Genomic DNA, 11,899 nt, shown 5'->3' on the forward strand with positions numbered 1-11,899 from the left:
ATGTTTTCATGAACATATCGCCTTGGCGCGGCCTTGATGGCAAGCGTTATTTTTCACCGGACATATCGAGCAGAAGATCCGAGATCACTGCGATTTCCTGTGCGCCGGCGGTCTGCATCTTGGTTTCCAGGGTGCGAAAGGCGTTCAGAACGGTCTGACCGGCCTCGGTCAGGCTGGCGCCGCCGCCCTTGGCCCCGCCCCGAGAGGATTGCACCAAAGGTTGGGCGAAGGCGGCGTTCATCTCGTCCACAAGGGACCAGGCGCGCTTATAGCTCATGCCCATCTCGCGCCCGGCGGCCGAGATCGAGCCCTTCTGAGCTATCAGTTCCAAGAGGTCAGCCTTGCCCGGACCGACCTTCAGGCCGTCGTCGAAAACAAGGCGGATACGAAGGCGCGGCACCGGTTAGCAGGTGGTGCCTTCGGCGTCTGCGGGGCCGCAGAACAGACGATACAACAGCTGGATCACCTCATAGGTGTTCTGATCGGCCAGTGAATAATAGATGGTCTTGCCGTCGCGGCGGGTTGTGACCAGACCCTCTTCGCGCAGGCGGGCCAGCATCTGGCTGACAGCGGCCTGACGAATTTCCAACAGGGTTTCCAGCTCGCCCACTGATTTTTCACCCGAGCCCAGATGACACAGGATCATCAACCGGCCCTCATGGGCCAGAGTTTTCAGATAGGCTGCAGCATCCTGGGCGCTGCGGGCCATTTCAGAGGGCGGGGCGGGGGGCGATTGCATATTCAATTCGTCTAATCCTGCGCTGTTTCACACTTTCCTAACACGCTCGGACAAAAAGGACGAGAGGACCCGCCCAATCCATTGGCTACATGGAATATGTATCTGCGGGGCACCAATGGCAAGCCCGGGGCGCTAGGACGCTAGGCAATGGCGCGGTTTCGCCGGTGAATTGCCGCGAAAACCGCCCCGCCAACAGCCATCAGCACCGCCGCCAGCAGGAAAGGGGCGCCAGGCAGGTGCAATGGCGCGTCCGGGCTGGCAAAGACCGCAAAGACCTGCGTCATCAAAAGCGGACCAATCACCATCGAGATCGAAGCGATCGATGACAACACGCCTTGCAGCTCGCCTTGTTGGTCGTCCGGCGCGATGCGCGACAGGATGCCCTGCAGCGATGGCTGCGCAATCGCCCCCAGCGCAGAGATTGGGATCAGCGCCATCACCACCCAACCGTTCGACAGCAGGCCAACCAATGTCAGGGCGATTACCTCGATGATGATGCCGATCTGGACGGTGCGGCTGTCCCCGAAATAGCGCGAGGCCGGACGGATCAGCCCTCCCTGAACCACCGCAATCGAGATGCCATAGACCCCCAGCGACAGGCCGATCACCTCGGGGGACCAGCCAAAGCGGGCGACGGTGAAAAACGCCCAGATCGACGGATAGACCACGTTGGCCAGGTGATACAGCAGCAGCACCCACAGCAGCGGTTTGACCGACGCTTCAAGCTTTGCGATCGAGCGGAAGGCCGAAAACGGGTTGGCAGCGCGCAGGTCAAAGGCGCGGCGGGTCTTTTCGGTGACGGTCTCTTTCAGCACGCTCATGCCGAACAGCGCGTTCCCCATCGCCAGCGCAGCGGCGGCGTAAAACGGCGCGCGGGTGCCATATTCTGCCAACAGCCCTCCCAGCATAGGGCCCAGCACAAAACCTACGCCAAAGCCCGCGCCGATCAGGCCAAAGTTGGCGGCCTTGTCCTCGGGTCGAGAGATATCGGCCATATATGCATGGGCGGTGGAATGGGTGGCGGCAGTAATGCCTCCGACGATGCGCCCCATCATCAGCAGCCAGATCGATCCGGCGACGGCCATCACAAGGTAATAGCCTGACATCACGAAAAGCGAGACCAGCAGAACGGGTCGGCGCCCATGGGCGTCGGACAGGCGGCCCAACATGGGACTGAACAGGAATTGCATCATCGCAAACGAGGTCGCAAGGATCCCGCCCCAAACCGCTGCCGAGGCCAGGGTGCCTCCGCCGACTTCCTGCAGCAGGTTGGGCATCACGGGCATGATCAGCCCGATGCCCATTGCGTCCAACATCACGGTGATCATGATGAAGATGATCGGAAGGCGTTTGGCCATGGTAAAATCACTCGAAACAAATGGGCGCGCGCAGCGGCGCCCCATCTAGATAGGTGCGGCTTGTCCTTCGGGGAAGGGGAAATCTGATTGACCGACCGTCAGCTTTTTGTGCCCACACAGTCGGCAAAGGCGCGCGCCAGAGCAGGGGCCTGACCCATTTGCTGAACCGGATCAAAGATGTCGTCCAGCGCCAAATCGGGATAGGCCGCGCGGGCCGCGGCAGCCAGTCCCGCACCCGTCCGTGCCTGCTGGCACAACTCCTTGGTGGCGGCCTGCGCCTCGGGGCGGGGCATGATTTCGGCCAGCCGGAAGGATAGGGCTTCGGCGTGGATCAGGTCGTTGCTTTGCAGCGCGGCCTGCATCGCGTCCGGATTGGGGGCCAAGCCGGACAGCAGCGCTTGGGCATGTTCCAGCGCCGAGGCCGCGGACAGGCTCAGCGGCGGCAGGGTCATCCATTCGGTCATCCAGGCTGCGCCATCCCGTTCCTGCCGATGCGCGCCCGCCCCTTGCAGCGTGACATTAAGCCCTGTGACCGAGCGCGCCAGCGCCACCACGGCCGAAGCCGCCACCGGGTTCTGTTTCTGCGGCATGGTCGAGGATGATCCGGCACCGCCCAGGCTGACCTCGGCGATCTCGGTTTGGGTCAGCAGCAGCAGATCTTCGGCGCATTTGGCCAGTGCGGCGGTCAGGCGGGTCAGCCAGGCAGCGACCGCCAGGATAGGACCACGATCGCTGTGCCAGCTGCGCCCCGGATCGGTCAGGTTCAGCGCCTTCGCCAGTTCGGCACGCAGTTCAGGCGCGTTGTCCCCCATTGCGGACGAGGTGCCCGCAGCCCCTGACAGCGACACCCAGATGGCGCGTTGGCGCAGGGCGGGCAGTTCGGCCCGCAGGTCCAGCAAGGGCGCCCCCCAGCCTGCAACGACAGCCCCGAAAGAGGTTGGCGTGGCCTGTTGCCCCCACGTGCGGGCCGGCATGGGCAATGCGGCGTGGGTCTTTGCAAGCGTTGCCATGTCTTGCAGCAGCGCCGTCAGCCCTTTGTCCATCAGCGTCAGGAACTGACGCAGGCGCAGGCTTTGGGCGGTGTCGATGATGTCCTGCGAGGTCGCGCCCCAGTGCAGGTATTGCGCGTGCTCTGGTGCCTCCATCGCTTTGCGAAATGTCTCGACCAGACCGGGAATGCTGACACCGTTTTGGCCCGTGGCGGCGGCAAGTCCACCGGGATCCAACGGAATTTCAAGCGCTGCGCGGTGAATGAACAAGCCCGAGGCTTCTGGGATAATCCCCATCTGTCCTTGCACCTTGGCCAGCGTACCCATCACCAGCTGCAAAGAGCGCACCTCGGCGCTGTCGGTGAACAGACGGCCGGCCTCGCCGACGGGGAAAAGGCGGGTGAAAAGCTCGGAGGAGAAAACCGACGCAGCCATGAGAGGTTCCTGACTTAGTTCTGAAGGATGGTGTCGATCAGCGCGGATAGCCCCGCGGGATCGGCGAAAAACGGGGAATGGCCACACTGCATTTCATGGACACTGTCCAAGGGCCAATCGGCGGTCATGGTGACCTGGAATTCGGGCGGGATGGTGCCATCGTTCATGCAGCGGATATAGCTGCGGGGCACGCGGGCATAGTTTTCCCCGGTGGTGACGGGAACCGAGGTGGGCTGCGTGGCCTGAATGCTCAGCCGTTCCAGTGCAAAGGCCACCGTTTCAGGCGGGCAATCTTGATAGAAGATGCCGGGGGCAAGGGCGGGATCAGCGCTCCAACCCTTGCGGTCCTTGGTCATGCGGACGGCAGGCAGCAGCGGCTGGCGGGGCGCCTGCATGCGCCGTTCGGCCAGCGACAAGCCGGGGGCGGGGACGTAGGCGCAAAGATAGATCAGGCGCTGAAACAGGTCCGGCGCACGCTCGGCCGCCAGAGTGGCCGGATACCCTCCCATCGAGTGGGCGACGACAACGGCGGGTTCGTCCAGCGCGTCCAGAATGGCGTCGGCATAGCTGTCCAGCGTGACCTGGGAATAAGGGGTCGGATCTTGCCCGTGGCTGGGCAGGTCAATGGCGCGAACAGTGTGGCCAAGATCGCCAAGCCGGGGGATCACATCGCGCCAGCACCATGCTCCGTGCGCCGCGCCATGTATCAGCAGAATATTCGCCATGCCTGTCCCCTTGGTGGTCGGGCCGGTGTTAACACGGGCAGGGGCGCAGCTGAAAGAGCGTTTAGATGTGGCCAATGTCGCGCAGGAAACTTGTCAAAGCTTCGGAATAGGCCTGGGGCTGTTCGACAAACGGCAAGTGCCCTGCACGGCGGATCAGCTGAAAGCGCGAGCCAGGGACCAGATCGACGGTTTCGCGCACCAAGTCAGGTGGGGTCGAGCCGTCATCAGAACCGGCGATACCCAGAACGGGCAGGCGCAGGCCGGACGTGGGCGTGTAGAAATCGGTGCCCGAGATCGCCGCGCAGCAGCCCATATAGCCCTGCGGGTCGGTGCTGGTGATCGCCTTTCGCCAAGGCTCAAGATCGGTTTTGGCGCGATAGCTGCGGCCGAACCATTTCTCCAGCGTCATATCCACGACCGCATCCATGCCTTTGGACTGCACCAGATCAATCCGGTCGCGCCAGGCGCCGGGTTGACCGATCTTGGCTGCGGTGTTGGACAGGACCAGCGCCCGCACCTGATCCAGACGTTTGACGGCCAGCCCTTGCGCGATCATCCCGCCGATGGACAGACCGACAAAGACACATTCGCGGATGTTCAGATGGTCCAGAAGTGCCTCGGCGTCGCGGACCAGTGTGCCCATGGAATAGGGGGCGGGCGTGACCTGTGATTTTCCGTGTCCGCGCATGTCCATGCGGATGATCCGCAGCCCTTGGGGCAAGGCCTCGACCACCTGATCCCAGACGGTCAGATCCACCCCCAGCGCATGCGCAAAGACCACCGGTGCACCGGTGGCCTTTCCGTGTTCGCGGTAATGGAGCCGAATATCTGGAAGCTCGGCAAATGGCATCAGAAGGGCAGACCCACGTAGTTTTCAGCCAGCACTTTTTGCGCTGCATCATTGTCGCGCAGAAACTCCAGGTCGGCGCGCTGCATTTTGACGTCGAATTCGCTTTGGTCAGGGAAGCGGTGCAGCAGGTTGGTCATCCACCAGCTGAAACGCTCGGCCTTCCAGATACGGGACAAAGCCTTTTGCGAATAGATGTCCAAACCGTTGGAATCCTTGTCCTGATAGTGCTGTTTCAGACCGTTATACAGGTAATGGATATCCGATGCAGCCGTGTTCAGGCCCTTTGCGCCGGTGGGGGGCACGATATGGGCCGCGTCACCGCACAGGAACAACGCACCGTATCGCATCGGCTCGGTCACGAAACTGCGCAACGGGGCGATGGATTTCTCGATCGAAGGGCCGGTGATCAGCTTGTCGGCGGCCTCTTCGGGGATGCGGCGCTTCAGCTCGTCCCAGAAAGCTTGGTCGGACCAGTCATCGGGGCTGTCGGACAGCGAGCACTGCACGTAGTACCGGCTAAGGTTGGCATTGCGCATCGAGCACAGCGCAAAGCCACGGTCCGAGTTGGAGTAGATCAGCTCGTCATCCACGGGCGGGGTTTCGGACAGGACGCCCAGCCAGCCAAAGGGATAGACTTTTTCATATTCGCGGCGCACGTCCAGCGGGATTGCCTGGCGCGAAGGGCCGTGGAAGCCATCGCAGCCCGCAACAAAGTCGCAATCCAGGCGCTGGGATTGGCCGTTCAGGGTGTAGGTGACGTAGGGTTTGTCCGAGGTCAGGTCGTTCAGCTCGACATCGCTGACGCCATGGATGACGGTGCCGCCCATCGCGTCGCGTGCATCATACAGATCGCGCGTAACCTCGGTCTGGCCATAGACGACCACGTGATCGCCTGTATGTTCCGCGAAGTCGATCCTGAATTGTTCGTTGTCATATGCGATCAGGGTGCCGTCATGAATGAAGCCTTCAGCGTCCATGCGCTTGGACACGCCGGCCTCGCGCATCAGATTGACGAACCCGGTTTCCAGCACACCGGCACGTATGCGGCCCAGCACGTATTCGCGGGTCTGGCGTTCCAGAACGACGCTTTCGATGCCGGCCTTGTGCAGCAGTTGAGACAGCAGCAGGCCCGACGGGCCGCCCCCGATGATGGCAACTTGTGTACGCATGTTTTCCTCCCTGTTCGCTAAGAAGTTTGCTATTTTAATATACAGTGTCAACTAATTTATTGGACATAATTAACCTCGTCAATTAAATTTTGAGGCGGCTATCGAGGCGGTTAATGTATTGAATTACATGATAAAACCCCGATCCACAGGGCGGATCAGGGCCGGATTTCCGTCGAAATTAAGGGTGTCAGAGGAATCGTTGCAGCGCGGTCTGGAACATCTGCGCGTCTACGTTGCCGCCCGAAATCGTAACGATCACCGTGTCGGATGACAGCTGCCCGGGGCGGAAAAGCGCCGCCGCTAGGGCCGCCGCGCCGCCCGGTTCGGCCACCAGTTTCAACCGCTGAAACGCCAGCGCCATCGCGTGCAGGCATTCGTCATCGCTGACCGTCAGCCCCGGCCCGCACAGCCGCTGCATGATTGGAAAGGTCAGCGCACCGGGATGAGGCGTGATGATCGCGTCACAAATCGAGCCTGTCAGTTGCGCGTTGCTCTCGATCTGGCCGCTTCGCAGGCTGCGGCGCACGTCGTCAAACCCCTCGGGTTCGGCCGGGCGCACCTGCATGTCCGGGGCGTGATGTTCCAGCGCCAGCGCGATCCCAGAGGTCAGGCCCCCACCACCACAACAGACGATCACCTCGGCTTGGGAGATGCCCATTTCTGCCGCCTGAGCGGCGATTTCCAACCCCGTTGTGCCTTGACCGGCAATCACCTGGGGGTCATCGAAAGGCTTGATCAAGGTCAGCCCGCGTTCGTCAGCCAAGGTGGTACCGATTGCATCGCGGTCCTCAGTTGCGCGATCGTACAGGATCACCTCGGCCCCAAGCGCACGGGTGTTTTCGATCTTCAGTGCAGGCGCGTCCGAAGGCATCACGATCACCGCGCTGGTCCCGTGCAGTCGGGCCGCATAGGCGACGCCCTGCGCATGGTTACCGCTGGAAAAAGCGATCACACCCCGGTCTCGCTGGACGGGGTCCATCGCCGAAAGGGCTGACCATGCACCGCGAAATTTGAAGCTGCCGGTGTGCTGTAGGCACTCGGGCTTGATCAGCACGCGTCGCCCAGCGATCTCGTCCAGAAACGGCGATCCCAGAAGGGGCGTAACGCGCGCGCGCCCTTTCAGTCGCTGAGCGGCGGCGTGGATCAGTTCCAGGTTCATTGCATCGCCTCAAGCCACGAGGTAAGCGCCGCCAGCGCCTCGGGTTCGTCCAGAAACGGGACATGCGCGCGATCGGGCACATGGGCGATGATCAGGCCGGGCATGGCATCGGCCATCTTGTCCACAGCTTCGGCCGACAACAGATCCGAATTGGCCCCATGAATCACCGCACAGGGCAGGGGGGCGATGGCAGCAAAAAGCGGCCACAGGTCGGGGGCCTCGGCGTTGGCCATACCCTCGATCACCGCGTCGCGCAGTTTGGGGTCATAGTTGATCTGCACGCCGTTGGGCGTTTGCACATAGGTATGCGTGGCCTCTTGCGCCCAGCGTTCGGGCGGCACTTTGGCAAAACCGGGCATGTCAGCGCGCTGGGCAACGAATTCTTCCATGGTCTTGGCCTCTGGGTTCACGCCCAGATAGCCCACGATCGCGGTCAGCCCGTCTAGGTTCAGATCTGGCCCCACATCGTTCATCGCCACGCCCAGCAGACGGTCCTTGGCGGTGGCGGCCAGCACCATGGCGATCAGCCCCCCGCGCGAGGTGCCAAGGATCGCCACCTTGTCCAACCCCATATGCGCCATCAGCTCCAGCACGTCCTGCGCCTCGCGGGGGACCGAATAGGTGCTGTAGTCTGTGGCCCAGTCCGACTTGCCGCGCCCGCGATAATCCAGCCGGATCACACGGTGGCCCGCCAGATAAGGCGCGACGAAATCAAAGTCCCGCGCGTTACGTGTCAGGCCGGACAGGCACAGGATCGGCAGGCCGGTCCCCTCGTCCTCGTAGTACAGAGACAGCCCGTCCGAGGTCGTGAAGTGCGGCATGGTGGTCCTTTCAGCAACTGGCAGCCAGGTCCGGAACGCCGGACAGGTCGGTCAGGATGTGGTGTGGCTTGCCCGGCAGCCGGTCCACCGGATCACCCGCCCGGTTGACCCAAGCCGTGGTGAACCCATAGCTGGCCGCAGCCGAGGCATCCCATCCGTTCGACGAGACAAACAGCACTTGCGAGGGCGCGCAAGAGAAACGGTGCCCGACCAGGTCATAGACCCGCGCGTCGGGTTTGAAATTGCCCACCGATTCAACGCTGAGGCTGTCCTCGAGCAGATCGTTCAGCCCCGCCGATTTCACCGCGCCGGCCAGCATCTCGGGCGAGCCATTGGACAGGATCGCAGCCGTCAGCCCGGCGTCTTTCAGCTGCTGCAGCATGGTCGGCACCTCGGGAAAGGCGCTGAGCTCCCAATACAGGGCAAGCAGCCGGTCGCGCAGGTCCGGGTCGTTCAGATCGGCGGCCTCCATCGCCCAGTCCAGCCCGTCCTCGGTCACTTGCCAGAAATCGGTGTATTGCCCGGTCACCGCGCGCAACCAGCTGTATTGCAGCTGCTTCAGGCGCCAGTTCTCGGCCAGTGTGGGCCAAATCTTGGCCAGCCCCTCGCGGCCCGGCTCAGCGGCGGCCTCGCGTGCGGCAGCGGTGACGTCGAATAACGTGCCATAGGCATCAAAGATGCAGGTTGTGATGGTCATGTTAGCTCCTCCCCGGGGGCAGATTTGCACGGGATGGCCGATCAGCAAAGCCTAAACCGTCACCCGTTTGCAATCCGCCGGGGGCATCGTTAGGGTGCCCGGCAATTCACACCCGAGCACCCGCGATGCGCGGCCTCTGATATTCACCCCATCACAAGACTGGAAATCTTATGACCGAGGTCAAATCGGGCGATACCGTCCGTATTCACTATACTGGCACGCTGGCTGACGGCTCCACCTTCGACAGCTCTGAAGGGCGCGATCCGCTGGAATTCACCGTTGGTTCCGGCCAGATCATCCCCGGCCTGGACAAGGCCCTGCCCGGCATGACCGTCGGCGAGAAAAAGACCGTCGAGATCGAGCCCGGTGAAGCCTATGGCGAAACGCAAGCCGATGCGATCCAGGCGATCCCGCGTTCCAACGTGCCGCCCGAGATCCCGCTGGAAGTTGGCCTGCAGCTGCAGATGCAGTCGCCCTCGGGTCAGGTTGTACCCGTGACCGTGGTGGAAATCACAGAAGAAGAGGTCACCCTGGATGCCAACCACCCGCTGGCAGGCAAGGCGCTGACCTTCGCGTTCGAGATCGTCTCGGTCAACTGATCGGCTGATATTTGTGCCAAAGCCCCGTCTTTTTCGGTGGGGCTTTGCGCATTTTGCTTCCCTTGCTATCCTTCTGTGGCGCAGATCCCGGAGGATGTCATGCCCAACACTGCCGAAACCCTGCTGGAAAAGATCCGACTGCTTCAGGACGAATTCGAACTGGAGCTGGCCAGGCGCCGCGAGGCGTTCCGGTATCGTCTGGAAAACGGCCGTGTCGTCTGGGAAGAAGAGGCCCGCCGCCAGCACCGCGCCCTGCGGGTCCGCTGGCTGGCCTTTTTGCGGCGCACGCGGCCTCTGACAGTGATCACCACGCCGGTGATCTATTCACTGATCATTCCTTTTGTGCTGCTGGACATCTTTGTCACCATCTATCACGCGATCTGTTTTCCGGTGTATGGCATTCCAAAGGTGCGGCGCGCCGACCATATCCGCGTCGACCGGCACCATCTGGCCTATCTGAACGGTCTGCAAAAGCTGAACTGTGTTTACTGCGGCTACTGTAACGGGCTGTTGTCCTATGTTCGCGAAATCGCCGGCCGGACCGAGGCCCATTGGTGCCCGATCAAACACGCAGCTCGCGTGGATGGCACCCATGCGCATTATGGCAGCTTCCTTGAATACGGGGACGCTGACGGGTTCGAGAGTGGTTTGGCCCGCTCGCGCGATGATCTGAAGAAGCTGAAAAATTAAGTGCCGCGGAATTTGCTGGGCGAGATGCCAAAGCGCGCGCGGAACCCTTTCAGGAACGCTGAATCCGAAGCGAACCCGCTGGCCAGTCCGACCTCGGTAATGCTCATGTCGGTCTCGCGCAGCAGGGCGCGGGCATGGTCCAGGCGCAGCCCCCGGTAATATTTAAGCGGGCTGGTGCCGAGGTATTTGACGAACAGGCGCTCTACCTGGCGGCGCGAGACACCGACTTCGCGGCACAGCTCGGCCAGGGGCAGGGGGTCTTCGATGTTGTCATGCATCAGCCGCCCGATTTCCACCAGCTTTGCATTGCGCGAGCCAAGCAGCACACTGAGCGACGAGCGTTGATGCGAGCTTTGGGTGCGGCGGCCGCCATAGACGCACATGTCCGCGACGGCCAAGGCGAATTGAGGACCGAAGTCTTCTTCGACCAGCGTCAGCATCAGGTCGGCAGAGGCCACGCCCCCACCGCAGGTCAGAACCTTTCCGTCGATCTCGTAAATCGCGGTAGAAATTTCCTGTTCGGGGAATTCCTCGCGGAAGGCGGGCTGGTTTTCCCAGTGCAGCGTTGCGCGCTTGCCCTGCAACAGGCCCGCCCGCGCCAGGGTGATCGCCCCGGTGCAGATGCCGCCGACTACCCCGCCGTGCTTGGCATGGCGTCGCAGCGCCGATTTGGTCCTGGACGAGGTATCGAACTCGTGCACCGTGCCCGCGCAGACAAAGGCATGGGCCCCTGGCGCAAAGCTTTCCAGCGTCTTGTCCACGCTGACCGTCATCCCACACGAGCTGGTCACGGCCGCGCCGTCCTCGGAATAGGCGGCCCAACGGTACAGCGGGCGTTGCGCAAGCTGGTTGGCGATCCGCAACGGGTCCAGCGCCGCGCTGAAGGCCAGCAACGTGAACTGCGGTAACAGCAGAAAGGCAAACTCGCGCGCCGTGCTGGACGCGCCTACGTCGAAAAACGCAGCGCCGCGCGGTATGATTGGGCCTTCGGTATTCATGGTGGTGCTGGTGCTATTCGTTGGTTTCGCACCTGTGTAGCACAAGCCGCGCAAAGGAGAAATCCGAAGGGCCGGATTTCCCGGAAACTGTCAGTCAGCCGAGGATTACTTGCGCCGCAGACGGATCACCACGTCGACGCTGGCGATCTCGGCGCCCTCGGGGGCGCTGGGCAAGTTTGAGATGACCAGCTCTTCGCTGGGGGCATCGGTCAGCGTGCCTTCGTCTTCCCAGAAGAAATGGGGATGCTCGTGGGTGTTGGTGTCAAAATAGCTGCGCGAGCCATCGACCGTCACCTCTTGCATCAGGCCCGCATGGCAGAACGCGCGCAGTGTATTGTAGACCGTCGCAAGCGAAACGCTCTCTCCTTGATCGCACACCGCGCCATAAAGGCTTTCGGCGGTGACATGGCGATGCTGCCCGTCGCCCACCAGCAAAGCGGCCAGGGTGGTACGTTGGCGGGTGGGGCGCAATCCGGCCTCGGCCAGCCATGCGGCACCTCGGGTTTTTGCCTGTTCAGTCACGTTCATGTCACGGTTCCCATGCTTCACATGCTAATATAAGGGGGCCGGGCAGGGAATTTCAAATGAAAATCGGTCGCAACTGGCATCTGCGTACCAGCTGCGGCATCTGTGCCGACTTGCAGGAGGGTTCCCCCGGGTGCTAGAGGAG

At 62.2% G+C, this 11,899-nt stretch carries 14 protein-coding genes; 2 read left to right on the top strand and 12 right to left on the bottom strand.

Annotated features, from left to right (window positions below):
* Nucleotides 1–46: 46 nt before the first annotated feature.
* The 10 genes from ACOQOQ_RS09075 to ACOQOQ_RS09120 all read right to left on the bottom strand — a co-directional run bounded on the left by ACOQOQ_RS09075 (nucleotide 47) and on the right by ACOQOQ_RS09120 (nucleotide 8,942).
* Entirely contained in the window at nucleotides 47–400 is a 354-nt protein-coding gene (locus tag ACOQOQ_RS09075) for a winged helix-turn-helix domain-containing protein (protein WP_420566674.1), read from the bottom strand.
* A gap of 3 nt (nucleotides 401–403) precedes the next feature.
* Nucleotides 404–739 carry an ArsR/SmtB family transcription factor gene (locus ACOQOQ_RS09080; RefSeq protein ID WP_420566675.1) on the bottom strand — a complete coding sequence of 112 codons (336 nt, stop codon included), beginning with the start codon at nucleotides 737–739 and terminating at the stop codon, nucleotides 404–406.
* 140 nt (nucleotides 740–879) lie between these two features.
* Complete coding sequence (locus ACOQOQ_RS09085) at nucleotides 880–2,097, bottom strand: TCR/Tet family MFS transporter (protein ID WP_420566676.1); 1,218 nt, start codon at nucleotides 2,095–2,097, stop codon at nucleotides 880–882.
* Between the two features lie 98 nt (nucleotides 2,098–2,195).
* Complete coding sequence (locus ACOQOQ_RS09090; RefSeq protein ID WP_420566677.1) at nucleotides 2,196–3,521, bottom strand: lyase family protein; 1,326 nt, start codon at nucleotides 3,519–3,521, stop codon at nucleotides 2,196–2,198.
* A 14-nt stretch (nucleotides 3,522–3,535) separates the two neighbouring features.
* Nucleotides 3,536–4,246 carry an alpha/beta fold hydrolase gene (locus ACOQOQ_RS09095; protein ID WP_420566678.1) on the bottom strand — a complete coding sequence of 237 codons (711 nt, stop codon included), beginning with the start codon at nucleotides 4,244–4,246 and terminating at the stop codon, nucleotides 3,536–3,538.
* A gap of 61 nt (nucleotides 4,247–4,307) precedes the next feature.
* Nucleotides 4,308–5,096: a 3-oxoadipate enol-lactonase gene (gene pcaD / locus ACOQOQ_RS09100; RefSeq protein WP_420566679.1), complete on the bottom strand. Its 789-nt coding sequence runs from the start codon at nucleotides 5,094–5,096 to the stop codon at nucleotides 4,308–4,310.
* A complete protein-coding gene (pobA, locus tag ACOQOQ_RS09105; protein WP_420566680.1) occupies nucleotides 5,096–6,265 on the bottom strand; it encodes a 4-hydroxybenzoate 3-monooxygenase in 1,170 nt (389 codons plus the stop codon). Before pobA ends, pcaD begins: the two co-directional genes overlap by 1 nt.
* 187 nt (nucleotides 6,266–6,452) lie before the next feature.
* A complete protein-coding gene (locus tag ACOQOQ_RS09110) occupies nucleotides 6,453–7,424 on the bottom strand; it encodes a threonine ammonia-lyase (RefSeq protein WP_420566681.1) in 972 nt (323 codons plus the stop codon).
* The gene (locus tag ACOQOQ_RS09115; RefSeq protein WP_420566682.1) at nucleotides 7,421–8,245 is read right to left on the bottom strand and encodes an alpha/beta fold hydrolase; all 825 of its coding nucleotides are present in this window, start codon (nucleotides 8,243–8,245) and stop codon (nucleotides 7,421–7,423) included. Before ACOQOQ_RS09115 ends, ACOQOQ_RS09110 begins: the two co-directional genes overlap by 4 nt.
* Nucleotides 8,246–8,255: 10 nt before the next feature.
* A complete protein-coding gene (locus tag ACOQOQ_RS09120) occupies nucleotides 8,256–8,942 on the bottom strand; it encodes a haloacid dehalogenase type II (RefSeq protein WP_420566683.1) in 687 nt (228 codons plus the stop codon).
* Between the two features lie 170 nt (nucleotides 8,943–9,112).
* On the opposite strand from ACOQOQ_RS09120, the gene ACOQOQ_RS09125 reads away from it, so the two are divergent.
* Entirely contained in the window at nucleotides 9,113–9,541 is a 429-nt protein-coding gene (locus tag ACOQOQ_RS09125) for an FKBP-type peptidyl-prolyl cis-trans isomerase (RefSeq protein WP_420566684.1), read from the top strand.
* A 99-nt stretch (nucleotides 9,542–9,640) separates the two neighbouring features.
* Nucleotides 9,641–10,231 (top strand): hypothetical protein, encoded by a 591-nt coding sequence (locus tag ACOQOQ_RS09130; RefSeq protein WP_420566685.1) that lies wholly within the window; start codon nucleotides 9,641–9,643, stop codon nucleotides 10,229–10,231.
* On the opposite strand, the gene ACOQOQ_RS09135 is transcribed toward ACOQOQ_RS09130, so the two are convergent.
* Entirely contained in the window at nucleotides 10,228–11,229 is a 1,002-nt protein-coding gene (locus ACOQOQ_RS09135) for a GlxA family transcriptional regulator (protein WP_420566686.1), read from the bottom strand. The two genes, ACOQOQ_RS09130 and ACOQOQ_RS09135, sit on opposite strands and share 4 nt — an antisense overlap.
* Before the next feature lie 105 nt (nucleotides 11,230–11,334).
* Nucleotides 11,335–11,757: an iron response transcriptional regulator IrrA gene (gene irrA / locus ACOQOQ_RS09140; RefSeq protein ID WP_420566687.1), complete on the bottom strand. Its 423-nt coding sequence runs from the start codon at nucleotides 11,755–11,757 to the stop codon at nucleotides 11,335–11,337.
* Nucleotides 11,758–11,899 lie beyond the last annotated feature (142 nt).

The sequence above is a fragment of the Thalassovita sp. genome (assembly GCF_965218685.1).
Classification (GTDB): Bacteria; Pseudomonadota; Alphaproteobacteria; order Rhodobacterales; family Rhodobacteraceae; genus Thalassobius.